The 25938-nt window shown below is 73.8% G+C and carries 23 protein-coding genes and 1 riboswitch; of the genes, 15 read left to right on the top strand and 8 right to left on the bottom strand.

Translation table 11 applies throughout. The annotated features are described in order from the left end of the window. Positions 1-20: 20 nt before the first annotated feature. On the bottom strand, positions 21-1022 hold the full coding sequence (locus tag ACMATS_RS07130; RefSeq protein ID WP_390779680.1) for a LacI family DNA-binding transcriptional regulator: 1002 nt from the start codon (positions 1020-1022) through the stop codon (positions 21-23). A gap of 293 nt (positions 1023-1315) precedes the next feature. Between ACMATS_RS07130 and ACMATS_RS07125 the strand changes: the two genes are divergently transcribed. Both ACMATS_RS07125 and ACMATS_RS07120 read left to right on the top strand, forming a co-directional pair. Further along, complete coding sequence (locus ACMATS_RS07125; RefSeq protein WP_390779679.1) at positions 1316-2077, top strand: SigB/SigF/SigG family RNA polymerase sigma factor; 762 nt, start codon at positions 1316-1318, stop codon at positions 2075-2077. 73 nt (positions 2078-2150) lie between these two features. Continuing rightward, positions 2151-2351 (top strand): hypothetical protein, encoded by a 201-nt coding sequence (locus tag ACMATS_RS07120; protein WP_390779678.1) that lies wholly within the window; start codon positions 2151-2153, stop codon positions 2349-2351. A gap of 60 nt (positions 2352-2411) precedes the next feature. Here ACMATS_RS07120 and ACMATS_RS07115 read toward each other — a convergent pair whose 3' ends face one another. Then, a complete protein-coding gene (locus ACMATS_RS07115) occupies positions 2412-2651 on the bottom strand; it encodes a chaplin (protein WP_414167331.1) in 240 nt (79 codons plus the stop codon). Positions 2652-2952: 301 nt separating this feature from the next. Between ACMATS_RS07115 and ACMATS_RS07110 the strand changes: the two genes are divergently transcribed. Beyond that, positions 2953-4434, top strand: a complete 1482-nt coding sequence (locus tag ACMATS_RS07110) for an SDR family NAD(P)-dependent oxidoreductase (protein ID WP_390779677.1) — start codon at positions 2953-2955, stop codon at positions 4432-4434. Here the strand turns inward: ACMATS_RS07110 and tsaD are convergent. Then, complete coding sequence (tsaD, locus tag ACMATS_RS07105; protein WP_414167330.1) at positions 4413-5492, bottom strand: tRNA (adenosine(37)-N6)-threonylcarbamoyltransferase complex transferase subunit TsaD; 1080 nt, start codon at positions 5490-5492, stop codon at positions 4413-4415. The two genes, ACMATS_RS07110 and tsaD, sit on opposite strands and share 22 nt — an antisense overlap. Positions 5493-5623: 131 nt before the next feature. Between tsaD and cbiE the strand changes: the two genes are divergently transcribed. Further along, positions 5624-6868: a precorrin-6y C5,15-methyltransferase (decarboxylating) subunit CbiE gene (gene cbiE, locus ACMATS_RS07100; RefSeq protein WP_414167329.1), complete on the top strand. Its 1245-nt coding sequence runs from the start codon at positions 5624-5626 to the stop codon at positions 6866-6868. After that, complete coding sequence (gene cobM, locus ACMATS_RS07095; RefSeq protein WP_390779674.1) at positions 6865-7617, top strand: precorrin-4 C(11)-methyltransferase; 753 nt, start codon at positions 6865-6867, stop codon at positions 7615-7617. Before cbiE ends, cobM begins: the two co-directional genes overlap by 4 nt. Positions 7618-7726: 109 nt before the next feature. On the opposite strand, the gene ACMATS_RS07090 is transcribed toward cobM, so the two are convergent. Next, positions 7727-8851 (bottom strand): cobalt-precorrin-5B (C(1))-methyltransferase, encoded by a 1125-nt coding sequence (locus ACMATS_RS07090; protein WP_414167328.1) that lies wholly within the window; start codon positions 8849-8851, stop codon positions 7727-7729. A 29-nt stretch (positions 8852-8880) separates the two neighbouring features. On the opposite strand from ACMATS_RS07090, the gene ACMATS_RS07085 reads away from it, so the two are divergent. Next, the gene (locus tag ACMATS_RS07085; protein ID WP_390779672.1) at positions 8881-9648 is read left to right on the top strand and encodes a cobalt-precorrin-6A reductase; all 768 of its coding nucleotides are present in this window, start codon (positions 8881-8883) and stop codon (positions 9646-9648) included. Positions 9649-9885: 237 nt separating this feature from the next. On the opposite strand, the gene ACMATS_RS07080 is transcribed toward ACMATS_RS07085, so the two are convergent. From ACMATS_RS07080 to cobG, 3 genes are read right to left on the bottom strand one after another with little or no spacing between them, the layout of a single operon-like run. Continuing rightward, a complete protein-coding gene (locus ACMATS_RS07080) occupies positions 9886-11397 on the bottom strand; it encodes a precorrin-2 C(20)-methyltransferase (protein WP_414167327.1) in 1512 nt (503 codons plus the stop codon). Further along, positions 11394-12047 carry a precorrin-8X methylmutase gene (locus ACMATS_RS07075; RefSeq protein WP_391156691.1) on the bottom strand — a complete coding sequence of 218 codons (654 nt, stop codon included), beginning with the start codon at positions 12045-12047 and terminating at the stop codon, positions 11394-11396. The genes ACMATS_RS07080 and ACMATS_RS07075 overlap by 4 nt, the downstream gene beginning before the upstream one ends. Next, positions 12044-13333, bottom strand: coding sequence for a precorrin-3B synthase (cobG, locus tag ACMATS_RS07070; protein WP_414167326.1), 1290 nt, complete (start codon positions 13331-13333; stop codon positions 12044-12046). Before cobG ends, ACMATS_RS07075 begins: the two co-directional genes overlap by 4 nt. A gap of 130 nt (positions 13334-13463) precedes the next feature. After that, positions 13464-13590, top strand: a riboswitch (cobalamin riboswitch). A gap of 31 nt (positions 13591-13621) precedes the next feature. Between cobG and cobN the strand changes: the two genes are divergently transcribed. The 9 genes from cobN (at position 13622) to ACMATS_RS07025 (ending at position 24788) form a co-directional block, all read left to right on the top strand. Continuing rightward, positions 13622-17227, top strand: coding sequence for a cobaltochelatase subunit CobN (cobN, locus tag ACMATS_RS07065; RefSeq protein WP_390779668.1), 3606 nt, complete (start codon positions 13622-13624; stop codon positions 17225-17227). 105 nt (positions 17228-17332) lie between these two features. Beyond that, positions 17333-17989: a Crp/Fnr family transcriptional regulator gene (locus ACMATS_RS07060; protein ID WP_414167325.1), complete on the top strand. Its 657-nt coding sequence runs from the start codon at positions 17333-17335 to the stop codon at positions 17987-17989. A gap of 112 nt (positions 17990-18101) precedes the next feature. After that, positions 18102-18974 carry a hypothetical protein gene (locus ACMATS_RS07055; protein ID WP_390779666.1) on the top strand — a complete coding sequence of 291 codons (873 nt, stop codon included), beginning with the start codon at positions 18102-18104 and terminating at the stop codon, positions 18972-18974. Next, positions 18971-21004 (top strand): hypothetical protein, encoded by a 2034-nt coding sequence (locus tag ACMATS_RS07050; RefSeq protein WP_414167324.1) that lies wholly within the window; start codon positions 18971-18973, stop codon positions 21002-21004. Before ACMATS_RS07055 ends, ACMATS_RS07050 begins: the two co-directional genes overlap by 4 nt. Before the next feature lie 23 nt (positions 21005-21027). After that, positions 21028-21873, top strand: coding sequence for a hypothetical protein (locus ACMATS_RS07045; RefSeq protein ID WP_390779664.1), 846 nt, complete (start codon positions 21028-21030; stop codon positions 21871-21873). Continuing rightward, positions 21873-22082, top strand: a complete 210-nt coding sequence (locus tag ACMATS_RS07040; protein WP_414167323.1) for a hypothetical protein — start codon at positions 21873-21875, stop codon at positions 22080-22082. Before ACMATS_RS07045 ends, ACMATS_RS07040 begins: the two co-directional genes overlap by 1 nt. Further along, a complete protein-coding gene (locus ACMATS_RS07035) occupies positions 22079-22738 on the top strand; it encodes a restriction endonuclease (protein ID WP_414167322.1) in 660 nt (219 codons plus the stop codon). Before ACMATS_RS07040 ends, ACMATS_RS07035 begins: the two co-directional genes overlap by 4 nt. 32 nt (positions 22739-22770) lie before the next feature. Continuing rightward, entirely contained in the window at positions 22771-24039 is a 1269-nt protein-coding gene (locus ACMATS_RS07030) for a VWA domain-containing protein (protein ID WP_414167321.1), read from the top strand. Continuing rightward, entirely contained in the window at positions 24039-24788 is a 750-nt protein-coding gene (locus tag ACMATS_RS07025) for a hypothetical protein (protein ID WP_414167320.1), read from the top strand. The genes ACMATS_RS07030 and ACMATS_RS07025 overlap by 1 nt, the downstream gene beginning before the upstream one ends. Before the next feature lie 145 nt (positions 24789-24933). Here ACMATS_RS07025 and ACMATS_RS07020 read toward each other — a convergent pair whose 3' ends face one another. Continuing rightward, complete coding sequence (locus ACMATS_RS07020; RefSeq protein ID WP_414167319.1) at positions 24934-25881, bottom strand: trypsin-like serine peptidase; 948 nt, start codon at positions 25879-25881, stop codon at positions 24934-24936. Between the last annotated feature and the right edge of the window lie 57 nt (positions 25882-25938).

The following is a 25938-nucleotide window of genomic DNA, read 5'->3' as shown; positions in this document are numbered from 1 at the left end:
GTCGACTGTGGTGTCGACTGTCAGTGGGCGGGAGGCTCCCCGCAGGAGCGGCGCACCACGAGCCGGGCGGGCAGCAGGACGGACGGGGCCTCGCGGCCCTCGATCCGCTCCAGCAGGGTGTGCACGGCGGCCCGGCCCAGCTCGCGCGTGGGCTGCGCGACGGCGGTCAGCGGGGGATCGAGGTGGGCGAACCACGCCACGTCGTCGAAGGCGACCAGGGCCAGGTCGGCGGGGATCCGCAGCCCGCGGGCCCGCACCTCGTCCAGGGCGCCCAGGGCCATCAGGTTGTCGGTGGCCAGCACGGCGTCCGGCGGCTCGGGGAGGTCCAGCAGCCGGCGCATCATCGCCCGGCCGCCGGCCGGGCTCAGGTCGGGCGAGGCCGCGATCCGCTCCGCGGGCAGGGCGATCCCGTGCCCGGCCAGCGCGGTGCGGAACTGCTCCAGGCGCTCGTCCCCGGTCGGGGTGCCGGCGGGCGCGACGATGACCGCGGGCCGGCGCCGGCCCAAAGCGGCGAGGTGCGCGGCCAGTTCGCCCAGGGCCGTACCGCCCTCGGCACGGACGCAGGGCGCGGCGATGCCGGGCAGCGCCCGGTCGAGCAGGACGAGCGGGGTGCCGGAGACGACGACCTCGTGCAGCATCGTCGAGCCCGTACCGGCGGAGCTGACCATCAGCCCGTCGATGCGGCGGTCGAGGAGGGTGCGGATGTAGTCGTCCTGCTGCCCGGGGCTCTCGCCGGCGTTGCCGATGATCAGGCTGTAGCCGAGCCGCCGAGCCTCCTGCTCCACGGCGTCGGCCAGCTCGGTGAAGAAGGGGTTGCGCAGGTCGCTGATGACGAGCCCGATCGTCCGGGTCCGCGCGGTGCGCAGGGCGCGGGCGACCACGTTGGGCCGGTAGCCCAGCTCCGCGACGGCGGCCAGCACCCGGTCCCGGGTCTCGGCCACGGGCGCACGGCCGTTGAGCACGCGGGAGACGGTGGCGACGGATACGCCGGCGCGCTCGGCCACGTCCTTGATGTTCGCCATGGGGCCTTAGGTAATCGATTACATGGGCCATGCGTCAAGACGGCACGGTTGTAACGCACGTCACGACATTGCTCTGCGTGATCGGGCAGGCTCTCTGAGTCGCGCCCCGGTCCGCCCGGGGGCATGCTGAAACGACTGCGGCCGTTTGCGAGCGGGGCGCAAGGGCAGCCGCAACTTCAGCGAGAGCGCGCCCCCGAAGGGGCGCGGGGAACTGCGCGACCAGCCCCCACCGGCCCGCAGTGGACAGCACCGCCCGCCGCGGAGCGCCCCGCACGAGCGAGGGGACAGTGACGATGACCGAATCGACACCCGAAGCCGCCCCGGAAGCTTTCCTGCAGCTCAAGTCCCTGCCCCCCGGAGCGGAGCGGGACCGGCTGCGCCAGGAGGTGATCGCCGCCTGGCTGCCCATGGCCGAACGCATCAGCCTGCGCTACCGCAAATGCGGGGAGAGCATGGCGGACCTGCGGCAGGTCGCCGCACTGGCCCTGGTGCACGCGGTCGACCGCTTCGATCCGCAGCTCGGCTTCGCCTTCGAGTCCTTCGCCGTCCCCACCATCAACGGGGAGCTCAAACGCCACATCCGCGATCACGTCTGGTCCCTGCACATCCCGCGCCGGGACCAGGAGTTGCGGGCCACGGTCCGCGCCGCCCGCGCCCGGCTCGAGCAGCGGGGCCGCCGGGCCCTGGTCACCCTGCGCGAACTCGCGGCGGAGACCGGGCTGTCCGAGGCGGAGGTGCGGCGCGGGCTCGACGCGGACGGGGTGCACCACACGCTCTCCCTCGACCAGTCGGTCGCTCCCGGCGAGGAACTCCCGCTCGCCGACACCCTGGGCCAGGGCGACACGGCCCTGGACCTGGTCGTCGACCGGCAGTCCCTCAAACCGCTCCTGGACGCCCTGCCCGAGCGGGAGAAGTACGTCCTGTACTGGCGCTTCTTCGGTGATCTCACGCAGCAGCAGATCGGCCTGCGCCTGGGGGTCTCCCAGATGCAGATCTCCCGGATCCTCAGCCGCACCTGCGCCGACCTGCGCCGCCAGCTGCTCGCCCCGGCCTGACCGCCGGGCGCTCCCGCCCGTGCCACCGGGCGGACGAGAACCGTCCCCACTCCAGACAGGCCAGGCGCACGTCATGGACGAACACCACTCGCGGCTGACCCGCGACCTGCCGCCGATCGTCGACATACCCGACCTGCCCGGCGCCAAGCGGCCGGAGCGGTCCCGCGCCGCCGCCGGGGACCGCGAGCCGTCGGCCGGGTCCGGACATGCCGGTGGCGCCCATCAGGAGGTCGATGGGCGCCACGAACGCGCGGGAGAGGGCTCCGGCGGCTGACTGTGACCCTCTCCCGCGCGGTGCGCGCGATCCGGCTGAGACGCGCGCGCGGCGGGTGGCTCAGCTGTTGACGCAGGTGTTGCCGAAGGTCGGGTTGAGCAGACCGACGATGTCGATGGCGTTGCCGCAGACGTTCAGCGGGATCTGGATCGGCACCTGGATCACGTTGCCGGAGACGACGCCGGGGGAGCCTACGGCCGCGCCCTCCGCGCCGGAGTCGGCGGTGGCGATGCCCGTGGCGCCGGTGACGGCGACGCCTGCGGCGGCGGTCAGCAGGGCTGCCTTGGCGATACGCGACATGGTTAAACCTTTCTAAGGGGTGTTGAGAGGCAATTGTGACCGGCGATTCCGGACGTGATGGGTCAATTTGTGCTCTACGGCGCCTAATTAACCCGGAGAGCCCAATAAGTCGGATGTGATGCACGGGGTTTGAGAACCGGGTGGTGGGGGGTGGGGCGGAGGGGCGTGCGGGGCCGGGGTGGTCGCAGAGAATGTCATGCGCCTGTCACCGACATCGACGGGTTTGGCGCTCCCGCGCCTGCCTACGTACCCTGCACAGAAGCTTTGATTCGAACAAACGGACTGGGATACGACAGCGGCGATGACGGTGACTGAAGAGAGCCGCGGCGGGGCGCACGGGGCGGCCGAGCAGGCGGGCATCGACCCGGAGCGGATGGCGATCTGCCTGAGCGTGCTCGAGGAGCTCGACGAACTGCCCGTCGACCACCCCGACGCGATCACGGTCCGCCGGGCCACCTCCGGCATCTACCGGACGGTGAAGCAGCGCCGCCGCCAGGAGCGCCGGGCCGCCAAGACCGCCCACGACAAGGCGGTCACCGAGGCCACGGCCACCGGCGCCGCCGACCGCATCGACGACGAGACCCGCGGCATCCCGCTCGCGGCCACCGCCGCCACGCAGATCGTCGGCATCCTGGAGCGTCCCCGCTCCTGCTACACCTGCAAGGACCGGTACACCGAGGTCGACGCCTTCTACCACCAGCTGTGCCAGCCCTGCGCCGCGGAGAACCGCGCCCGCCGGGACGCCCGCACGGACCTGACCGGCAAGCGCGCCCTGCTCACCGGCGGCCGCGCGAAGATCGGCATGTACATCGCGCTGCGGCTGCTGCGGGACGGCGCGCACACCACGGTCACCACGCGCTTCCCGAACGACGCCATCCGCCGCTTCAAGGCGATGGAGGACAGCGCGGACTGGCTGCACCGGCTGAAGATCGTCGGCATCGACCTGCGCGACCCCGCACAGGTCGTGGCGCTGGCCGACTCCGTCAGTGCCGAGGGCCCGCTCGACATCCTGATCAACAACGCGGCGCAGACCGTGCGCCGCACCAACGCCGCGTACAGCGAGCTCATAGCCGCCGAGTCCGCCCCGCTCCCGGCCGGCGAGCTGCCCGCCCGCGAGATCTTCGGCGCCTTCGGCAGCGGCGCGCAGCCCGAGCTGCCCGGTCCCGCGGGCGGCAACCACGACGGCCTCACCCCGCAGTCCCTCACCGAGCTCGCCCTGACCAGCGGCTCCGCCTCGCTGGCCCGGGTCGAGGCCGGCACCGCGATCGACGCGGGCGGGCTCGTCCCCGACCTGGACGCGACGAACACCTGGATCCAGGCGGTCGGCGACATCGACCCGGTCGAGCTGCTCGAAGTGCAGCTGTGCAACGTCACGGCACCGTTCGTCCTGGTCAACCGGCTGCGGTCGGCCATGGCGGCCTCCCCGGCACGCCGCAAGTACGTGGTCAACGTCTCCGCGATGGAGGGCGTCTTCAGCCGCGGCTACAAGGGCGCGGGCCACCCGCACACCAACATGGCCAAGGCCGCGCTCAACATGCTCACGCGCACCAGCGCGCAGGAGATGTTCCAGACCGACGGCATCCTGATGACCAGCGTCGACACGGGCTGGATCACGGACGAGCGGCCGCACCCGGACAAGGTCCGGATGGCCGAGGCGGGCTTCCACGCCCCGCTCGACCTGGTCGACGGCGCGGCGCGGGTCTACGACCCGATCGTCCGCGGCGAGCAGGGCGAGGACCTCTACGGGTGCTTCCTGAAGGACTACCGGCCCGCCAACTGGTAGGGGCCGGACGCCACCGGGTGCAGCGCCGCGTACTCCAGCGGCGCCGACGGGTCCACCGTCACGTCCAGCGGCGCCGGCTCCGCGCCGGCGCGCACCAGCAGGTCGCCCACCGCGGCGATCATCGCCCCGTTGTCGGTGCACAACCGCAGCGGCGGGACGCGCAGTTCGACCCCCGCGGCGGCGCACCGCTCCCGGGCCAGGGCCCGCACGCGGGAGTTGGCGGCCACGCCGCCGACTATCACCAGGGTGCCCACCCCGTGCTCCGCGCAGGCGGCCACCGCCTTGCGCGTGAGCACGTCGGCCACCGCCTCCTGCAGGGAGGCCGCCCCGTCCGCGACGGGCAACGGCCGCCCGGCGGCCCGGTGTTCCTCGGCCCAGCGGGCGGCGGCCGTCTTGAGGCCCGAGAAGGAGAACGTGTGGCGGTGCTCGGGCCGCGTGGTGAGCGGCCGCGGGAACGCCACCGCCCGCGGGTCGCCCTCGCGCGCGGCGCGGTCGACGGCCGGGCCGCCCGGATAGGGCAGGCCGAAGACGCGGGCCACCTTGTCGAAGCACTCGCCGGCCGCGTCGTCGAGGGTGTCGCCGAGGTGCACGATCGGGTCGCGCGCCAGGTCCCGTACGAGCAGCAGCGACGTGTGGCCCCCGGAGACGATCAGCACCATGCAGGGGTCGGGCAGCGGGCCGTGCTCCAGGGTGTCGGCGGCCACGTGCCCGGCGAGGTGGTGCACCCCGTACAGCGGCACGCCCAGCGCGTAGGCCAGGCCCTTCGCGGCCGCGACGCCGACCTGGAGGGCGCCGGACAGCCCCGGGCCCGTCGTCACCGCGACCGCGTCGATGTCGGCCATGGCCAGGCCCGCGTCGGCCAGGGCGGCGCGGACCACGGGCGCGGCGGCGTGCACATGGGCCCGGGCCGCGATCTCCGGGACGACCCCGCCGAAGCGCGCGTGCTCGTCCATGCTGGACGCGACCGCATGGCCCAGCAGCCTGCCCTCCCGGACCAGACCGGCGCCGGTCTCGTCGCACGACGACTCGATCCCCAGCACCACCGGTGCACGCTTCACGCCAGACCTCCTGCTCATTGCATGTAATTGCACATCCTATGCAACAAGGTGCCCGGCTGTGGTGCCGTCGCCGCAGGTCAGTAGAGTTCCCGTGCCCGTCCTGCCCCCAGCCGTACCCGAGGTGAGCCCCCGTGAGCCAAGCCCCCGTGACCGTCGTGGGCATCGGCGCCGACGGCTGGCCGGGCCTGGCCGACGCCTCCCGGGAAGCGCTGCGCCGGGCCGACGTCCTCATCGGCGGCCCCCGGCAGCTCGGTCTGCTGCCGCCCGAGTGCGCGGGCGAGCGGGTGGCGTGGCCCTCGCCGCTCCGCCCTGCCGTGCCGGGCCTGCTGGCCGCGCACGCCGGGCGGGAGGTGTGCGTGCTCGCCAGCGGCGACCCCATGTTCTTCGGCATCGGCCGCACCCTCGCCGACGTCATCGGCGCCGAGCGGCTGCGGGTGCTGCCCCACCCCTCCTCCGTCTCCCTCGCCTGCGCCCGGCTCGGCCGGCCGCTGGAGGAGACCGAGGTGCTCAGCCTCGTCGGCCGCCCGATCGCCGCCCTCTCCGCCGCCCTGCACGAGGGCCGCCTGCTGCTGGTGCTCAGCGCCGGGGCCGGCACCCCCGCCGAGGTCGCCGCGCTGCTGCGCGAACGCGGCTTCGGGCCGAGCCGGTTGAGCGTGCTGGAGCAGCTCGGCGCCGCATCCGAACGCCGCCTCGACGGAACGGCCGACGACTGGCCGCACCCGCCCGGCGACGCGCTCAACGTCATCGCGGTCGAGTGCCGCCGCGCCCCGGGCGCGCAGCGACTGCCGCTCACCCCCGGCCTTCCCGACGAATCCTTCGAGCACGATGGACAGTTGACGAAGCGTCACGTCCGGGCCGTGACGCTCGCCGCACTGGCCCCCGCCCCCGGCGAGCTGCTGTGGGACATCGGCGGCGGCTCGGGATCCATCGGCATCGAGTGGATGCGGGCCCACCGCACCTGCCGGGCCGTCACCGTGGAACGCGACCCCGTGCGTGCCGCCCGCATCGCCCGCAACGCCGAGACGCTCGGCGTCCCGGCACTGCGCGTCGTCACCGGGGCCGCCCCGGAAGCCCTCGCCGGACTGCCCGTGCCCGACGCGGTGTTCATCGGCGGCGGGCTCACCGCACCCGGGCTGCTGGAGGCCTGCTGGGACGCGCTCCCGCCCGGCGGGCGGCTCATAGCCAACACCGTCACCCTGGAGTCCGAGGCGCTGCTCACCGCGTGGTACCGGCGCCACGGCGGCGAGTTGACGCGCATCGCCGTGTCCCGCGCCGTCCCCGTCGGCGGGTTCACCGGCTGGCGGCAGGCCATGCCGGTCACCCAGTGGTCCGTGGTCAGGACCGGACAGTCCGAACAAGGAGAAACCGACGCATGACCGTGTACTTCATCGGCGCCGGCCCCGGCGCCGCCGACCTGATCACGGTGCGCGGCGCGCGGACGCTGGCCCGGTGCGGGGTCTGCCTGTACGCCGGCAGCCTCGTCCCGCGCGAACTGCTCGCCGAATGCCCCCCGGACGCCCGGCTCGTCGACACCGCCCGGCTCGACCTCGACCGGATCACCGAGGAGTTCGTCCGCGCCCACGAGGCCGGCCACGACGTGGCGCGGCTGCACTCCGGCGACCCGTCGGTCTTCAGCGCCGTGGCCGAGCAGATGCGGCGGCTCGACGCGGCGGGCATCCCGTACGAGATCGTCCCCGGCGTCCCGGCGTTCGCCGCCGCGGCGGCGGCCCTCGGCCGCGAACTGACCGTGCCCACCGTCGGGCAGACCGTCATCCTCACCCGCATCGCCCGCCAGGCCACCCCGATGCCCCCGGGCGAGGACCTCGCCACCCTCGGCCGTAGCGGCGCCCTGCTCGTCCTCCACCTCGCCGCCCGCTACACCGACGAGGTCGTCGCCGAGTTGCTCCCGCACTATGGGGCCGACTGCCCGGCGGCCGTCGTCGCGATGGCCAGCCGGCCGGACGAACTGGTGTTGCGGGGGACGCTGTCGGGGATCGCGGAGCAGGTGAAGGCCGCCGGCGTCCTGCGGACCGCAGTCATCATCGTCGGGCGCACGCTGGGTGCGGAGCAATTTCCGGACAGTTATCTGTACTCGACCGAGCGGGAGCGCTGCGCGCGGCCGTAGCGGTTCGGGTGCGGGTCGGCTGTGGTTGCTCGCGCCCACGCGGCGGAGCCGCATGATGCAACACAGCCCCGCGCCCCTGACGGGGCGCGCCCCTGACGGGGCGCGGGGCTCAGGGGCGCGGGCTCGCGCGGCCCACGATCGTGCCTGCTCGGTCTATACAGATGACGTCCACAGAGACGGGTGCTCCTCTCAGCACCGCCAAGGCCTCGTCGCGGGCCGTGGCGGCGACGAGGTCGCCCAGCGGGACGCCCCGGGCCGCGCACTGCTGCAGGGCGTCCAGGCCCGTGTTGGCCGCGGCGACGGATGCCGCCAGGGCCTCGTCCGCACCGCCCCGGCGGGCCAGTTCGGCGAGGAAGCCCTTGTCGACCTGGGAGCGGGACGAGTGCAGGTCCAGGTGCCCGGCCGCCAGTTTGGACAGCTTGGCGAAGCCGCCCGCGATCGTGAGCCGGTCCACCGGGTGGCGGCGGATGTACTTGAGCACCGCGCCCGCGAAGTCGCCCATGTCCAGCAGCGCGTCCTCCGGCAGGCCGTGCACGGCCACCGCGGCCTTCTCCGAGGTCGAGCCCGTACAGCCCGCCACGTGCCGGCGGCCCGCCGCGCGGGCGACGTCCACGCCGCGCCGGATGCTGTCGATCCAGGCCGAGCAGGAGTACGGCACGACGATGCCGGTCGTGCCGAGGACCGACAGCCCGCCCAGGATGCCCAGGCGCGGGTTCCAGGTGGAACGGGCGAGCTCCTCGCCGTTGTCGACCGAGATCTCGATCTCGACGTCGCCCGTGCCGCGGTGCCGCTCCGCCACGGCGGCCACGTGCTCGCGCATCATCTGCCGGGGCACCGGGTTGATCGCGGGCTCGCCCACGGCCAGCGGCAGCCCGGGCCGGGTGACCGTGCCCACGCCCGGACCGGCCCGGAACACCACGCCCGAACCAGGCGGCAGGGCCCGGACCGTGGCGCGGACCAGGGCGCCGTGCGTGACGTCCGGGTCGTCGCCGGCGTCCTTGACGACGGCCGCCATCGCCCGGCCCGCACTCTTCTCCTCCGCGGCGAGCGCGAACGCCGGCGTCTGCCCCTTGGGCAGGGTGATCGTCACGGGGTCGGGGAACTCCCCGGTGAGCAGCGCCGTGTATGCGGCCGTGGTGGCCGCGGTCGCACAGGCCCCGGTCGTCCACCCGTGCCGGAGCCCGGTGCGCTGCAGTTGAGCGGTGCGGCCGCCGGTTGCCTCGGCGTCAGCCACGGGGAACTCCTGGCCTAGGGTGGGGAAGCGTGAACGTGAACGTAAGGGGGAGCGGCGTGCGGCACGTCCTGATCCTCGGCGGTACGACAGAGGCGCGGCAACTCGCCGCCGAGCTGGCCGCGAACCCCGCACTGCGGGTCACCAGTTCGCTCGCCGGTCGCGTCGCCCAGCCCCGGCTGCCGGCGGGCGAGGTGCGGATCGGGGGGTTCGGGGGACCCGAGGGCCTGGCCCGCTGGCTGCGCGAGCAGCAGGTGGACGCGCTCATCGACGCCACCCATCCTTTCGCCGGCACGATCAGTTTCAACGCGGCGCAGGCCGCCGCGGAGGTCCATGTTCCCCTGCTGGCCCTCCGCCGCCCCGGGTGGGTCGCGGGGCCGGGTGACCACTGGCACGACGTCGCCTCCCTGGAGGAGGCGGCCGGTGCGCTGCCCGCGCTGGGGGAACGGGCGTTCCTGACCACGGGACGGATGGGACTGGCGGCTTTTGCGCACCTCGAGGATATGTGGTTCCTCATGCGCTCCGTGGACGCACCGGAGGGTACGGTGCCGCCGCGGATGGAGGTGCTCCTGGACCGGGGCCCGTTCACGGTGGAGGGGGAACGGGAGCTGCTGCGACGGCACCGGATCGATGTGCTGGTGACGAAGGACAGCGGGGCCGTTGCGACGGCCGCGAAGCTGGTCGCTGCGCGGGCGGCGGGGGTTCCCGTGGTGGTGGTGCGGAGGCCGGCGGTGCCGGCGGGTGTTCCGGTGGTTACCGATGTGGCCGGGGCGGTGGGGTGGCTGCGCCCCGCCCCGTAAGGGGCGCGGGGCTGTTCACATGTGCGGCTCCGCCGCGTGGGCGCGACCAGGTGCCCCGTCAGGGGCGCGGGGAACTGCGCGAGCAACCACGACGCGCCCGCAGTCGACGTCCCCGGGGCTGTGCCCCGGACCCCCAGGGTGGTGCGTCGGCTGCAGGCCGGTGGGGGCTGGTCGCGCAGTTCCCCGCGCCCCTGACGGGGCGCACCCACGGGGCGCACCCACGGGGCGGAGCCCCGATTATCGTTCCGGGTACCGCCTCGGGGTCCACACGATTTCCTCGCCGGAGGCGCCGGCGCCCCGCCGTACGGCCCGCGTCTGCGTCGACCCCACGATCAGAATCGTCCGCATGTCGACCTCCTCCGGCACCAGTTCGCCGAGGCGGACGATCCGTACGCTCTCCTCCGGGCCGCCCACGTCGCGCCCGAGGACCACCGGGGTCTCGGGCGCCCGGTGCTCCAGGAGGACGTCCCGCGCCTTGCCCACCTGCCACGTGCGGCTGCGCGAACCGGGGTTGTACAGCGCCAGCACCAGGTCCGCGGCGGCCGCCGCGCGCAGCCGTTCCGCGACGACCTCCCACGGCTTGAGGCGGTCGGACAGCGAGACGACCGCGTAGTCGTGGCCCAGCGGGGCGCCCGCGCGGGACGCCGCCGCGTGGGCGGCCGTCATGCCGGGGACCACCCGCACCGGCACCTCGCGGTACGGGCCCTCCGAGGCGACCTCCAGCACCGCGGTGGCCATGGCGAAGACGCCGGGGTCGCCGGACGAGACGACGGCGACCCGGCGGCCCTGCCGGGCCAGGTCCAGGGCGAACTCGGCGCGTTCGGACTCCACCTTGTTGTCCGAGGCGTGCCGCTGCTGCCCCGGGCGCACCGGCACCCGGTCCAGGTAGGTCGTGTAGCCGACCAGGTCCTCCGCCGCCGCCAGCGCGCCCCGCGCCTCCGGCGTCAGCCACAGCGGACCCGCCGGGCCGAGCCCGACGACCGTGACCTCGCCCGCACCCGCGCCCTCAACAGGCTCAGCGCCGACGCGACTCGGCAGCACCGCCACCGAGAAGTACGGCACCGACTCCGGGTCCACGTCCGCGACGCGGCCCGTGCGTTCCCCGCTCATCGTCGCGCGCTCCACGTAACGCGCCTCCGCCAGGCGGCCCGAGCGCTCCAGTGCGCCCTTCACCGCCGGGAAGGTGCGGCCGAGCTTCATCACCACCGCCGAGTCGGTGGCGGCCAGGCGGGCCGTCAGCTCCTCCTCGGGCAGGGTGCCCGGAAGGATGGTCAGCACCTCCTCGCCCTCCACCAGCGGTTCGCCGAGCCGGGCCGCGGCCGCGCTCACCGAGGTGACGCCGGGGACGACCTCGGTCGGGTAGCGGTGGGCCAGCCGCTTGTGCATGTGCATGTACGAGCTGTAGAAGAGCGGGTCGCCCTCGGCGAGCACGGCCACGGTGCGCCCGGCGTCCAGGTGCGCGGCCAGCCGCGCGGCGGCCTCCTCGTAGAACTCCTCCATCGCACCCCGGTAGCCGCCCGGGTGGTCGGTCGTCTCCGTGGTGACGGGGTAGACGAGCCGCTCCTCGATGTGGTCGGGGCGCAGGTGGCGTTCGGCGATGGAGCGCGCGATGGAGCGGCCGTGCCGGGCGCTGTGGTACGCGACGACGTCGGCGGCGGCGATGACCTCCACCGCCCGTACGGTCATCAGGGACGGGTCGCCGGGGCCGAGGCCCACTCCGTAGAGCCGTCCGGGCTTGTGCTCGCTCACTCTTCCTCGCTCGCTATCGCATTGATCGCGGCCGCGGCCATGGCACTTCCGCCGCGCCGCCCCCGCACCACCAGGTACTCCAGGCCCAGTTGGTTGTCCGCCAGTGCCTCCTTGGACTCGGCGGCACCGATGAAACCGACCGGTATGCCGAGCACGGCCGCCGGGCGCGGTGCGCCCTCCGCGACCATCTCCAGCAGGCGGAACAGCGCGGTCGGCGCGTTGCCGACCGCCACCACCGCGCCGTCCAGCTTCTCGCGCCACAGCTCCAGGGCCGCGGCGCTGCGCGTGGTGCCCATGCGCCGGGCCAGTTCGGGCACGGACGGGTCGGCGAGGGTGCACAGCACCTCGTTGTCCGCGGGCAGCCGCTTGCGGGTGACCCCGCTGGCGACCATGTTGGCGTCGCACAGGATCGGCGCACCCGCGCGCAGCGCCTCGCGGGCGCGGGCCACGGCCTGCGGGGACCAGGCCAGGTCGCGGACGAGATCGGTCATCCCGCACGCGTGGATCATGCGGACCGCCACCTTGCTGACGTCCGGCGGCAGTCCGCCGAGGTCGGCCTCGGCGCGGATGGTGGCGAAGGACTGGCGGTAGATGGACGCGCCGTCCTTGTCGTAGTCGAACACTGTGCCCTCGTCGCCCTTGTCGTTCATCGTGTGGTGGTACGAGCCGTCGCCACCGCGCCGGCCAGGTCTGCTGCCGGCACCGTCACCCGTGCCGTCTCCGTCGTGTTGTCCCGTATCGCGATCCGGTAGCCGTCGCCCGTGGCCAGGACGTCCACCCACCGGCCGCCGCCGGGGCGGCCGCAGCGCCGCTCGCACCCGGACCAGTACACGGGCAGGGGCTGCCCGGGCGCGGAGCGCGCGAGGCAGGCCGCCGCGTCCGCCCGTACGTCCGCAAGGGACTTGGCGCATCCGGGGCGGCCGGCGCACGCGCCCGCGCGGTGCCAGGCGGAGTCGGCCGAGGTGACCAGGCCCGCCTCCGCGAGGGCCGCCAGGCGGGCGGGGGCCGCGTCGGCCGGGAGGCCGGGGACGACGACGCCGCGCCAGGGGGTCACCCGGAGTTCGCCCGTGCCGGCGATGGCCGTCTCGTACAACTGCCGCCATTGACCGGTGCTCAGGCGGCCGAGCGGGGCCGTGACCGACAGCGCGGTCCGGCCGCCGGGGCCGGGGACGAGCCCGGGGGCCGTGGGGACGCCCGGCTGCGGAGCACTCTGGGCCGGTTCGGCGGCGATGCCTTCGGCGGTGAGCCGCTGCCCCAACACGTCGAGCCGCGGCCGCTGTCCGGCGGGGAGCTCGGCGATCCGCCAGGCGGTGCTGCCGGTGCGGCGCCGCTCGTCCAGGAACCACTCGGCCGCGAGCACGGCCGCGCGCGGGGCGTGCGCGGCGGGGATGCGCAGGCAGGAGCCGGTTGCCGCGTAGGAGAGCAGGGCGTGCCCGTCGTCCGTTGCGATCAATGTCACATCGGGGGCGAGGGCGGCGATATCGCCGCGGCCGTCGTCCAGACCGAAGAGGAAACGTCCGGAAAGTTTAGTGATGTCCGGGTTCGCACAGAGGAGTTGGTCCAGTGCGCGGGACCAGGCCTGGACGTCGGCGGGAGCCGGGCCGTCGAGGCCGCAGAGCGGGGACGCCGCCACGTTCCGTACGCGGTCGTGCCGTTCGGAGGGCAGCAGGCCCGCTTCGTGAAGGCGGCTGCCGAGTTCGCCGCCGCAGGCTTCGGGGAGGCCGCGGAGCTGGACGTTGCCGCGGGAGGTGAGGTCGAGGTGCCCGTCGCCCAGTTCGTCGGACAGCCGTGCCAGCGCTTCGGCCTGACGGTTCGTCAGAAGTCCGCCCGGCAGCCGGACGCGGGCCAGGGCGCCGTCGTCCGCGGGGTGCAACCGGACCGCACCGGGGCAGCGGTCGCCGCCGGTGCGGGCAGGGGGGTCGGAGGGGGCGGGCATGGCGGCGAGCATACCCACGGTGGGGGTGGCGGTGCCGGGCTTGTCCGTCGGCTGCGGGCCGGTGGGAGCTGGTCGCGCAGTTCCTCGCGCCCCTTGACGGGGCGCCCCCTTCGGGGCGCGCCCCCGCTAGTATGACCACGCCAGCGACGGCGACAGGGGAGGAAGCCGGTGTGATTCCGGTACGGTCCCGCCACTGTGAGCACGGCGGTGAGACGCCGGGCGAGTCAGGAACTCCCGCCGTCCTCACGACCACCCGGGGCGCGGACCCCGAGGAAGGCCAGCCGCAGCATGCGCATCCTTCTCCTGTCGACGTCCGACACCGACCTGCTCAGCGCCCGCGCGGCCGGCGGACCGGTGCCGTACCGGCTCGCCAACCCCGCCCGGCTGGACCGCGAAGAGCTGCCCGCTCTGCTGGAGGGCACCGACCTCGTCGTCGTACGGCTCCTCGGCGGCGTCCGCGCCTGGCAGGAAGGGCTCGACCTGCTGCTCGCCGGGGACAGGCCCGTCGTCGTCCTGACCGGTGAACAGGCGCCCGACGCCCAGCTGATGGAGCACTCGACCGTGCCCATCGGCATCGCCGCCGAGGCCCACGCCTACCTTGCCCACGGCGGGCCCGCCAACCTCGACCAGCTGGCGCGGTTCCTCTCCGACACCGTGCTGCTGACCGGCCACGGCTTCGAACCGCCCGCCTCCGCCCCCTCGTGGGGCGAGCTCGAGCGCACCCCGAAGGCGGCGAACCCGGACGGCCCGCTCGTCGCCGTGCTCTACTACCGTGCCCACCACATGAGCGGCAACACCGCTTTCGTCGACGCCCTCTGCGGTGCCGTCGAGGACGCGGGCGGCCGGGCGCTGCCGCTGTACGTCGCCTCGCTGCGCGCCCCCGAGCCCGAACTCGTCGACGCCCTGCGCGCGGCCGACGTCGTCGTCACCACCGTGCTCGCCGCGGGCGGCACCAAGCCCGCCGATGCCTCGGCCGGCGGCGACGACGAGTCCTGGGACGCCGGCGCCCTCGCCTCCCTGGACGTGCCCGTCCTGCAGGCCCTGTGCCTGACCGGGCCGCGCAGCGCGTGGGAGGAGAACGACGAGGGCCTCTCCCCACTCGACGCCGCGACCCAGGTCGCCGTCCCGGAGTTCGACGGGCGCATCATCACCGTCCCGTTCTCCTTCAAGGAGGTCGACGAGGACGGCCTGCCCGCCTACGTCGCCGACCCCGAGCGCGCCGCCCGCGTCGCCGGCATCGCCGTGCGCCACGCCCGCCTGCGCCACATCCCGGCCGCCGAGAAGCGGATCGCCCTCGTCCTCTCCGCCTACCCCACCAAGCACTCACGCATCGGCAACGCCGTCGGTCTCGACACCCCCGCCAGCGCCGTCGCGCTGCTGCGCCGGCTGCGCGCGGAGGGCTACGACTTCGGGAACGAGGCCGAAGAGCCCGTTCCCGGGCTGGAGTCGGGCGACGGCGACGAGCTCATCTACGCCCTCATCGAGGCCGGCGGCCACGACCAGGACTGGCTCACCGAGGAGCAGCTCGCCCGCAACCCCGTCCGCATCCCGGCCGCCGACTACAAGCGCTGGTACGACCGACTCCCGGCCGAACTGCGCGAGGCCGTCGAGGAACACTGGGGGCCCGCGCCCGGCGAGATGTTCCTCGACCGCAGCCGCAACCCCGAGGGCGACATCGTGCTGGCCGCCCTGCGCCGCGGCAACCTGCTGGTCCTCATCCAGCCGCCGCGCGGCTTCGGCGAGAACCCCATCGCCATCTACCACGACCCCGACCTGCCGCCCTCGCACCACTACCTGGCCGCCTACCGCTGGATCGCGGCCACCCGCGAGGACGGCGGCTTCGGCGCCGACGCGATGGTCCACCTCGGCAAGCACGGCAACCTGGAGTGGCTGCCCGGCAAGAACGCCGGCCTGTCCGCGGCCTGCGGCCCCGACGCCGCCCTCGGCGACCTCCCGCTCGTCTACCCGTTCCTCGTCAACGACCCGGGCGAGGGCACCCAGGCCAAGCGCCGCGCCCACGCCACGCTCGTCGACCACCTCGTGCCGCCGATGGCCCGTGCCGAGTCCTACGGCGACATCGCGCGCCTGGAGCAACTCCTCGACGAATACGCCCAGATCTCGTCCATGGACCCGGCCAAGCTCCCGGCCATCCGCGCCCAGATCTGGACCCTGATCCAGGCCGCCCGCCTCGACCACGACCTCGGCATGGAGGAGCGTCCCGAGGACGACGGCTTCGACGACTTCCTGCTGCACGTCGACGGCTGGCTGTGCGAGGTCAAGGACGCCCAGATCCGCGACGGCCTGCACGTCCTGGGCAACGCGCCCACCGGCCCCGAGCGCGTCAACCTGGTCCTGTCCATCCTGCGCGCCCGGCAGATCTGGGGCGGCACCGCCGCCCTGCCCGGCCTGCGCGAGGCCCTCGGCCTCGACGAGTCCGCCGCGACGCGGACCACGGCCGACGAGGCGGAGGAGAAGGCGCGCGCCCTGGTCCAGGCCATGGAGGACGCGGGCTGGGACCCGGCGGCCGTGCCCACCGAGCACGGCGAACAGGTCGCCGCGATCCTGGAGTTCGCCGCCCGCGAGGTCGTGCCGCGGCTGGCCGCGACCACCGACGAGATCGACCACGCCGTGCACGCCCTCGCCGGCGGCTTCGTTCCCGCCGGCCCGTCGGGCTCCCCCCTGCGCGGCCTCGTCAACGTCCTGCCGACCGGCCGCAACTTCTACTCCGTCGACCCCAAGGCCGTCCCCAGCCGCCTCGCCTGGGAGACCGGACAGGCCCTCGCCGACTCCCTGGTGGAGCGCTACCGCACCGACAACGGCGACTGGCCGACCTCGGTGGGCCTGTCCCTGTGGGGAACGAGCGCCATGCGCACGGCCGGTGACGACGTCGCCGAGGCCCTCGCCCTGCTGGGCATCCGCCCGGTGTGGGACGCCGCGTCGCGGCGCGTGACGGGTCTGGAGCCGATCGGGCTGGAGGAACTGGGCCGTCCCCGCATCGACGTCACCCTCCGCATCAGCGGCTTCTTCCGAGACGCCTTCCCGCACGTGATCGGCCTGCTGGACGACGCGGTGCGGCTCGCCGCCTCGCTGGACGAGCCCGCAGGGCAGAACCACGTCCGCGCCCACGCCCAGGCCGACCTCGCCGAGCACGGCGACGAACGCCGCGCCACCACAAGGATCTTCGGCTCCCGGCCGGGCACCTACGGCGCCGGGCTGCTCCAGCTCATCGACAGCCGCGACTGGCGCACCGACGCCGACCTCGCCGAGGTCTACACGACCTGGGGCGGCTACGCCTACGGCCGCGGCCTCGAAGGCCGCCCGGCCCGGGCGGAGATGGAGACGGCGTACAAGCGCATCGCGGTCGCCGCCAAGAACACCGACACGCGCGAGCACGACATCGCCGACTCCGACGACTACTTCCAGTACCACGGCGGCATGGTGGCCACCGTCAAGGCGCTCAGGGGCACCGCCCCCGAGGCCTACATCGGCGACTCCACCCGCCCGGAGACGGTCCGCACCCGCACCCTCGTCGAGGAGACCTCCCGCGTCTTCCGCGCCCGCGTGGTCAACCCCCGCTGGATCGAGGCCATGCGCCGCCACGGCTACAAGGGCGCCTTCGAACTCGCCGCCACCGTGGACTACCTGTTCGGCTACGACGCCACCACGGGCGTCGTGCCCGACTGGATGTACGACAAGCTCGCCCAGACGTACGTCCTCGACCCGGAGAACCGCGCCTTCCTCCAGGAGGCCAACCCCTGGGCCCTGCACGGCATCGCGGAGCGGCTGCTGGAGGCCGAGAGCCGGGGGATGTGGGCCAAGCCGGACCCGCAGACCCTGGAGGGTCTGCGGGAGGCGTTCCTGGAGACCGAGGGGGACCTCGAAGAGGGTGCGTGACGGGCTGCGGGCCGGGTGTGGCCGGTCGCGCAGTTCCCCGCGCCCCTGACGGGGCGCGACCGGCCATGACGAGCCCGCAGTCGACGCACTCTAGAGTGCTGCCCCATGGAGGTACTGGGGGTTGCACTCGCGCAGTTGACGGGGGAGGAGGTGTGGCGCGCCCTCGTCGGCGAGGGCGCGTTGCGCCGGCACCGGGCCGGGGACGTGCTGCTGCGGCAGGGCGACCCCGGTACCCACGTCCTGGCCGTCGTCGAGGGCGTGGTGAAGGTCGAACGCCGGGAGCGCGACGGGCGCAGGCGGGTGCTCGCCTTCCGCGGCGCGCTGGACGTGGTCGGCGAGGCGGCGGTACTGGAGGAGGGCGAGGCCCGATTGGCCTCCGTACTGGCCATCTCCGGCTGCACGGTGTCCGTCATCACCAAGAACCGCTTCACGCGCTTCGTGGACGAGCACGGGCTGTCCCCGACCCTGGCCCGGCACGCCCTGACCCGCCTGCGCGAGGCGGACCGGGCCCGTGCCTGCTACGGCGGCTCGCGCGAGCGCATGGCCGAGGCGCTGCTCTCGCTGGCCGCCGCCGCGGGCGACCGGGTGCCCGAACTGGCCGTCACCAGGGAGGACCTGGCCCTGTACCTGGGGGTCTCCCGCAACACGGTCAGTGCCCGGCTACGGGAGATCGGCTCCGGCATCGTCGGCGCGGAGCGCAAGAGCATCGTCATCCACGACCTGGCCGGACTGCGGGCGGTGGCGGGCGGCCACGATCACTGACCGCGTGACGACCGTCACGTGCCCCGTGCACGCGCAGTGCACTCCGCAGACCTTCGCTGCAGCAGCCTTGAGGGCGCCTGGACAAGGCCCTTGAGCAGCAGAGGAGTTGCCCGTGTCCGAGAATGTCACGCCGAATCCCGCCCCCGCGCCGTGGAGCGTCAGCCGGGACCTGCCGCCCTACCGCGGCATCCTCGCCGTGGACGCCAAGGACTTCACCGGACGGCCTGCCGTCGATCACGTCGCTCTCACCACGATCATCCCCGAACTCCTCGGGCAGGCCTTCGAGCGGGCCGGGCTCGGACAGGTCTGGCAGGACCGGAAGTTCGCGAACAACACCGGCGACGGCTACGTCCTCGGCTTCGATCCCGCGGTCCTGCCGCGGGTCGTCCATCCCTTCCTGGCCGAACTCCAGGAACTGCTCACCGACTACAACATCCATGCGACCGGCACCCGGCGCCTGCGGCTCCGCGCCAGTCTGCACGTGGGGCCGCTCCCGGACTCCGGCGCTCCCGGCGACGGCAACGGCACCCCGCGCAACGACACCCACCGGCTGCTGGACTCCCGCCCGGTCCGGGCCATGCTCGCCGCGTCCAGCGAGAGCATCACCCAGGTCGCGGCGATCCTCTCCCACCGGGTCTTCGAGGACGCCGTGCTGTCGGGCTACACCCGCCGCCATCCCGACCACTTCATCGAGGTGCCGGCCACGGTGGAGGGCAAGAACTTCCACCAGCTGGCGTGGCTCTACGTGCCCACGCCCTCCGGCAGCCTCTACGACCGGCGGATCCTGGGGGAGGCCGGGCCCGATGCGCCCGCGCCGGCTTCGGGCGAGCGGGTGGCCGAGCCCGAACCGGAGCGGGAGCCCCGTCGGCAGGGCACCACGATCAACAGTCACAACAACCGTGGCTTCTTCAACACTGGTGATGTACGGGGCGGCCAGCACGCCCACTTCGGGCCCGACACGGGTGCCGACAGGGCCGAGCGATGACAACGGCAGCAGAGACAGAAGCCGACCTCGTCAAGCGGTACGACGAGGTCAACATCTGGAACGTCGGCGGGTTCGTCAGCTTCGCGGACCTGGTGCAGGGCGGACAACACCTCGGCTCGGGAGTGTTCGCGCAGACGGAGTCGGTCGAACTGCGGGAAGGCCCCATCTCCGCGGAGCAGACGGCACTGGCCATGAAGGGCTTCGCCGAACCGCCCTGGTTCGCCGCGGCGATGGAGCGGCTGGACGGCCGCGTGGTCTTCCTGGCGGGCGAGGCCGGAACCGGACGGCGGACCGGAGCGCTCAACCTCCTGCAGAGGTACACCCGAAGCTTCGACCTGCGTGCGGTCGAAGCCGATGCGGACCTGACCGTCTGGGCCGCGGGGAGCACGCAGGCCCGTGGATACCTCGTCGACGGCCTTCTGGACGCGAGGGTCACCGGCCTGGACGCCATAGCCCTGGACAGGCTGAAGGCCGAACTCCGGCGTGCCGACGCCTGCATGGTCGTCGTCGTCCGGGCGACGCCGGGCATCCTCGCCCACCTCGGCGACACCCTGCACACCGAGCCCGTACGCGCCGTGCCGCCGCCTTCGCGCGCGGTCTTCGAAGCGTGGCTCGCCACCGCTCTCCCCGGCCCCGGCCAAAGGCAAGCGGCTCTTGCCGCCCTGCCCGACGGGCTGCTGGACGAGATCCTGAAGCCCCACCTGGCCCCCGCCCGGGTCGTCGAGATCGTCACCGAAGTCGTCCGGACCGCAAAGGGCGAGACGCACGCCGGCAGCTTGCGGGAACACCTGAGTTTCACCGCGGCCGACCGCGCACCGCAGTTGCTCGGTGCGGTCCGGGGAAGTGCGGAGGACCTCGCCCTGCTGCTGTCGACATGCGTCTTCGAGCACTTCGACCACGCGATCGTGGAGGAAGAGGCGGAACGTCTGCTGGCCCTCGCTGCCGGCCGGCTGCACGTCGGCGGCTGGGAGCACGAGCCCGACGCACCGTCCGCCGCAGGCGGATTCGCGTTCGCGAGGACACGGCGGGAACGCCTGACGGCCATCGAGGCCTACCGGGCAGACGAACAGGTGCGCAGTACGTCCACGTACAGCTATGTCACCGAGCCCGTGGCCTTCGTCCGCCACCTGCAGGGCCGGGCCCTCCTGGAGTACGTCTGGCGCGAATACCGGGAGGCGTACGGCCTGTTGGTCGAATGGCTCCGGCAGACACCGGCAGCGGACGGCCGTGCCGACCGTGCTGGATTCATCCTGGGGCAGCTCGCACAGTGGAGCTCCGGCCACCGGGCGCTCGGACCCGCCGAGGAGCTCGCACGATCCGACAGGCCGGGCGACTGGCGGATGGCAGCCCGCGCGCTGGGCGCCGCGTCGACCCACCCCGTGCTCGCCACCGCCATCAAGGCCCGGCTGCGCGGCTGGAGCCGCAGCCCCGTCGTGGCCCGGCGCTGCACCGTCGCCCTGGCCTGCGCCACCGAATTCGGCCTGGCACGGCCCGAGACCGCGCTGCAACTCCTGCACGCGGTCCTCACCGGTCCGGGCGAGGAGTCCGCCACCGTCGAAACCGCCGTCCGCAGTGCGGTGCTGGCCCTCTTCGCCGAAGAGGCGAACCGCACCCGGGTGACCGCCTCCCTCCTCCAGTGGTCGCGCTCGCAGAGCACCCCCGAACGCCGCGCGGCCTGCGCCACCGTGGCCCAACTGCTGCGCGCTGCGGGCCCGTCCGGGGAGGCGGGGGAGTGGTGGACCCGCCACCTGCTCTCCGACAGCGGACTGCCTCCCGGACTGGAGCTCATCCGTACCGCGCTCATGGAGCCCGCCGCCTTCGAGACCGCCCGCACAGCGCTCCTGGACTGGCAGCGGCGTGCCGTCACCGACCCGCTGCGTGCCCGGGTCATGGAGCACCTCGCCGACCGGCTCGCGCCGCACCTGCGCGGTGGGGTCCTCCGTCTCTTCACCGACCTCGAACGAGCACAGCCGGCACCCGGCAGCCGCAAGGCGGCCCAGGCGCTGGCCGACTGGCGCGCCTCCCTGTAGCGACCGGCAGAGAAAGGCCGATCATGGCAACCATCACCTACCTCCCCGCAACCGCAGATGCCGCGGGCCGGTTGTGGACCCGGACACCGCACGGTCCCCTCGGCGCGCTCCTGCGCTTCCGGCTCTCGCGCCGGCAGCACACCGCCCTGGTCCTGACCGACGGCGAGCACCGGGCCGTGTCCGAACCCGGCGGCCGCATTCCGCTGCTGAGGACCGCGTTCGGCGGCTACACCGAGGCGTACCTGGTCGACACCGCGCCCCGGACCGGCAGCTGGCGGATGCCCGTCGGCACCGAACCCGTCGCCCTGGAGATCACCTGGTGGGTGGCCGACCCCGCGCGGGCCGTCGTCACCGGCAACCGCCCGGCGGACCCCTGGGCGGCCGTCAGCCACCACCTGGACCGGCTGATCGAGGACACGGCCACGCGCGGTGACGCCACCGGGCAGGACCTCACTCCCCAGTACGTGCTCGAACTGCTCTCCCAGCCGCGGGTGCTGGAGAACTCGGGCCTGGCCTGCTGCGCCTCGGGCACCCGGAGCGCCGACGTCCTCGCCGGAGCCGGCGAGGACCGGGGTGCCCCGCCGCTGCTGTGGTCGCCGCAGCGTCGCGAGGAGTACGAGTTCTACCTCCAGGCCGTCCGTACCGGCCCCGACGCGCTCGTCGCCCTGTGGCTCCTGCGCCATCCCGACGAGGTGCGCCAGGTCCTGGAGTGGGTGACCGCGCACCCTCGCACCGCTCCGCACGACGGCGGGTACGACCCGACCCTCTCGGCCCTCCTCGAACGGCTCTCCGAGGAGGAGCACACGCAGCTGGCCAAGGCCACCGCCGAACGCATCCGGGTGATGACGGCACCGGAAGGGGACCTGTGATGAGCAAGGGCAAGGACAGGGTCTACTACCGCCGCGGCCACTGGGTCCGCGTCCGCACGGATCCGCCGCAGCGCCGGACGGGCGGCGCCTGGATCGCGTTGGCCGTCGCGGCCGTCGTCGGCTGGGGACTGCTCAACGGCGGTACGGGGGACGGATCCTCGTCCGTACCGGCCCCGCAGCCTTCCGCCCCTGCGACGGCGTCGCCGTGACCCGTCGGCGGTTGCGGATACGCCCGGGGCTGCCCCGTACCGGTACCGAGACCACTGCGGCGCTCGTCGCTCTCGTCTTCCTCGCGTTCATCGTGCGTCGGACGGCGAGGATCGTCGCGGACTCGGGCTGGTACGCCTGGCTGTCGGTATTCCTCTGCGTCGGCTGCTACGTCCTGGTCATGGCCGTCCGCAGGGCGCGCCGCCGCGCGACCGACCGGGAGCGGGCAGCCCGGCTCGGCCGGCTGCGGCTCCCGCTGCCCGTCATCGACGCCCTGACGCCGACGGAGTTCGAGCTGGCCGTCCGGGACCTGATGATCCGTGACGGGATCGCCGCCCGGCACGTCGGCCGCCAGGGCGACCAGGCCGCCGACGTGATCGGCAACGATCCCGCGGGACGGGTGATCGTCGCGCAGTGCAAGCACACCGCGCACGGCGGGCGGGTCGGTTCGCACGTGCTGTACGAAGTGAAGGGCACCGCAACACCCGTGCACGGCGCGGACGTCGCCGTCGTGGTGACCAACGGGGGCCTCACGCGCGACGCCAGGGAGTGGGGCGACCGGTACGGCGTGCACTGGATCGATCGCGAACGGCTGCGGACCTGGGCCGAACAGGGCAGTTCCCTGCAGGAGGTGCTGAAGGCCGCGCACCCGTTTTGAGGCCGACCGCCGCCCGCCCCTAGGATCCTCGGATGATCATCACAAGACGGCTCGCGGCGGGTGCGTGTGCCCTGCTCGCCGCCCTGGCCGGGGGCGTGGTGCCGGCGCACGCCGCCGACGGGCCCCCGAAGGACTCCCCGAAGGTCGAGCTGGTCCTCGACGTCAGCGGCTCGATGAGCACGCGCGACATCGACGGCGGTTCCCGCATGTCCGCCGCGCAGCAGGCGTTCGACGACGTCATCGACGCGCTGCCGGACGGCGTACGGCTCGGCATCCGTACGCTCGGCGCCACCTACCCCGGTGACGACAAGGAGATCGGCTGCAAGGACAGCCGACAGCTGTACCCCGTCGGCAAGGTGGACAAGACCGAGGCCAAGACGGCCGTCGCCACCCTGCGGCCGACCGGCTGGACACCGATCAGCCTCGCGCTGCGCGGTGCCGACCAGGACCTCGGCACCGACGGAGGTACCCGCCGCATCGTCCTCATCACCGACGGCGAGGACACCTGCGGCCAGCCCGACCCCTGCGAGGTGGCCCGCGAACTGGCCGCCAAGGGAACCCACTTGACCGTGGACACCCTCGGCCTGGCCCATGACGACAAGACCCGCGAGCAGCTGAGCTGCATCGCCGAGGCCACCGGCGGCACGTACACCACCGTGCGCCACCGCAAGGAGCTCACCGGCCGCGTCAAGCAGCTCGTCAAACGGTCCGAAACCCCTGTCGAGACCGTCAAGCCCGTCCAGGGCGCCAACGCCTGCGCCACCGCTCCCGAGCTCGGCGCCGGTGTCTTCACCGACCGCGAGCAGTTCTCCGAGCACCGCTGGTACCGCGTCAAGGTGAAGCCCGGTCAGGAGCTGCGGGCCTCGGCCAGCGTGGCCGCGGACCGGCAGGTCGACCGGGACTACGGCGTGCTGCTGAGAGCCGTGGGCGAGGACGGGCAGGAGCTCGTCCGGGGCAGCGACGCCGGCAGCGGACGCACCGACGTCATGGCCACGGGCCTGCGCTATGCGACGGGCAAGGTGAAGAAGAACGGTGACCAGGACGGCAAGGACGGCAAGGCGGTCTGCCTGGAGGTCTCCCACTCCTTCTCCGCGCCGGCCTCCGTCAAGCGCGACCCGGGCCTGCCCGTCGAACTCGCCGTGGATCTGGTGAAGTCCCCCGACAACCCCTCCGACCTGGCCGCCTTCGGCCTGGGCCGGGGCTGGATCCTGCTGGCCGTGCTCGGCGTCACCGGCCTGCTCGCCGGACTGCTGTGGGGCTGGCTGGCCCGCTGGCGCGTCGCGGTGTGGAGGGAGAACTGATGAACCGGCAGATTTTCAACCGGCAGGTCTTCAATCGAACGCGGCGGGCCATGGCCGCCGCGCTGCTCGCCGGAGCGGCGCTGTGCGCGGCGGCCCCGGCCGCCGTCGCCGACGACAGTGCGCCGTCCGAGGCCGGTACGTCCTTCCGCACGGCCACGCCCGTCAAACTGGGTGAGCAGGCCACGGCCCAGGGCTCCACGGGCGACTACCTCTACTGGCAGTTCCCCGCAGGCGCCGGCCAGCAGGTCACGGCCACCGCGACGGTGACCCTGCCGGAGGCGTCCGTGCGCAGCGGATCGGCCACCTGGCAGATCGACCTCTTCGACGGGCTGCGCCGCCGCCAGGCCTGCGCCTCCGGCGAGCCGGCGAAGCGCGTCTCGCGGACGGATGCCACGGTGACCCTCACCTGCACCCTGCGGACGGTACGGCCGTGGGCCGAGCGCTGGTCCAACGACCCGCTGCCCGGCGCCTACTACCTGCGGCTCACCACCACGGACGCACCCGCCACGGACTTCGGTACGCCCGTGCGCGCCGACGTCAAGGCGACCGCGAAGGACGCCGGGGGAGCCCAGGCCGGGGGCGGCGAGCTGGGTGCACCGCTGCACGCCGCGGCCGTGGCCGAGCCCGACGGCGGCTGGAACGGCAGCTGGTGGTCGGACCGCTGGGCGTGGACCGTGGGCGGCGCGGTCCTCGCCGCGCTCGCGGCCGTGGGCGGTTACACGCTGACGCGCCACCCACACCGGCGCTGACCGGGTACGTTCCCCGCGCCCGAAGGGGCGCGGGGACGTTACTCCCCCAGCTACCGCTGGGAGGTACCCCCAGCGGCTCCGCCGCGTGGGCGCGACCAGCCGCGGGCGGCCTGCACCCGAAGAACAGCCGCACCCAGCGGAGCGGTCAGGCGTGGGCCGGCGGCTCGCCGTCGACCGCGGACATGTAGAGGTCGAGCAGGTCGTCGTTGAAGTACGAGCTGTAGGAGATGTCCGGTGTGTCACCGCCGGTGTGGTACCCGCCGATGACCCCGATCAGCTCGTAGCCCCAGGGGCCGCGCACCAGGAACGGGCCGCCCGACGTGCCGCCGATGTAGCCCGCGCACGCGATCTCCAGGAAGTCGCCCGGCGCGGCCGGGTCCGTACTGGTGTAACGGTGCGTCGAGGACCGGCAGTCGAGGGGCTTGGGGTACTTCGCGTCGCTGTTGCCCGGATACCCGATCAGCCGGACGTCCTCGTGCCGGTAGCCGGGGTGGAAGGACAGGTCGAACCCGCCGACGGCCTCCTGCACGTCCTCGCCGTCCTCGCGCTGTCCGAGCCGTACGACGGCGAAGTCCCAGCGCGCGCCGCCGTTCGTGCCGAGGTCGTAGTAGCGCTGGTCGAGGTAGATGAGCTCGACCGGGAAGATGCCGTGCGGCTTGAGGCCGTCGTGGTACTGCGGCACGAACGAGAAGTGCTTCTTGGGATCGGGCGAGCGCAGGCAGTGCGCGGCGCTCACGACCAGGTCGCGGTGCGGGCTGCGCACCACGGTGCCGCCGCAGAAGCGGCCGGTGTTGTGCCCGTCCGTCCAGAAGAACGTGCCCACTTGCGGGAGCCCGTTGAAGGGGTGGCTGGGCGGTACGGGCTCCGCCGCGCCGGTGCGCTCCGCGCGGCGCCCGTCGAGGGCGGGGAGGGCGGACTCCATGCGCTCGGACGTCCAGTAGTCGCCGGCCGCACGTGCGGCCGCGCGCGTGTGCGGCGCCCCGTCGGCGGCGTGGGCGGCCGGGGCGAACGGGGCGAACGGGGTCGCGAGCAGCAGGGCCAGGAGCAGGGCGGTGAAGCCGCGTATGGCCTTGGGTCTTCCGGTACGTCTCATGAACGGTTTCCTCCCTGGTGCGAGGACGGTCGGATGAGGCGAGCGTGCCATCGTCCT

Origin of the sequence: Streptoverticillium reticulum, assembly GCF_047456005.1 — a bacterium.
GTDB classification, from domain to species: Bacteria; Actinomycetota; Actinomycetes; order Streptomycetales; family Streptomycetaceae; genus Streptomyces; species Streptomyces reticulum.
This window is presented reverse-complemented; position numbering and strand designations above follow the sequence as displayed.

Excerpts from the sequence above, each read along its gene's own strand:
- ACMATS_RS07040 (WP_414167323.1), top strand. The coding sequence starts at position 21,873 with ATGAGCAAGGGCAAGGACAGGGTCTACTACCGCCGCGGCCACTGGGTC.
- ACMATS_RS07125 (WP_390779679.1), top strand. The coding sequence starts at position 1,316 with ATGACCGAATCGACACCCGAAGCCGCCCCGGAAGCTTTCCTGCAGCTC.
- ACMATS_RS07025 (WP_414167320.1), top strand. The coding sequence starts at position 24,039 with ATGAACCGGCAGATTTTCAACCGGCAGGTCTTCAATCGAACGCGGCGG.
- ACMATS_RS07060 (WP_414167325.1), top strand. The coding sequence starts at position 17,333 with ATGGAGGTACTGGGGGTTGCACTCGCGCAGTTGACGGGGGAGGAGGTG.
- ACMATS_RS07020 (WP_414167319.1), bottom strand. The coding sequence starts at position 25,881 with ATGAGACGTACCGGAAGACCCAAGGCCATACGCGGCTTCACCGCCCTG.
- ACMATS_RS07130 (WP_390779680.1), bottom strand. The coding sequence starts at position 1,022 with ATGGCGAACATCAAGGACGTGGCCGAGCGCGCCGGCGTATCCGTCGCC.
- ACMATS_RS07115 (WP_414167331.1), bottom strand. The coding sequence starts at position 2,651 with ATGTCGCGTATCGCCAAGGCAGCCCTGCTGACCGCCGCCGCAGGCGTC.
- ACMATS_RS07110 (WP_390779677.1), top strand. The coding sequence starts at position 2,953 with ATGACGGTGACTGAAGAGAGCCGCGGCGGGGCGCACGGGGCGGCCGAG.
- ACMATS_RS07075 (WP_391156691.1), bottom strand. The coding sequence starts at position 12,047 with ATGAACGACAAGGGCGACGAGGGCACAGTGTTCGACTACGACAAGGAC.
- cobN (WP_390779668.1), top strand. The coding sequence starts at position 13,622 with ATGCGCATCCTTCTCCTGTCGACGTCCGACACCGACCTGCTCAGCGCC.
- ACMATS_RS07030 (WP_414167321.1), top strand. The coding sequence starts at position 22,771 with ATGATCATCACAAGACGGCTCGCGGCGGGTGCGTGTGCCCTGCTCGCC.
- ACMATS_RS07120 (WP_390779678.1), top strand. The coding sequence starts at position 2,151 with ATGGACGAACACCACTCGCGGCTGACCCGCGACCTGCCGCCGATCGTC.
- ACMATS_RS07050 (WP_414167324.1), top strand. The coding sequence starts at position 18,971 with ATGACAACGGCAGCAGAGACAGAAGCCGACCTCGTCAAGCGGTACGAC.
- ACMATS_RS07045 (WP_390779664.1), top strand. The coding sequence starts at position 21,028 with ATGGCAACCATCACCTACCTCCCCGCAACCGCAGATGCCGCGGGCCGG.
- cobG (WP_414167326.1), bottom strand. The coding sequence starts at position 13,333 with ATGCCCGCCCCCTCCGACCCCCCTGCCCGCACCGGCGGCGACCGCTGC.
- cobM (WP_390779674.1), top strand. The coding sequence starts at position 6,865 with ATGACCGTGTACTTCATCGGCGCCGGCCCCGGCGCCGCCGACCTGATC.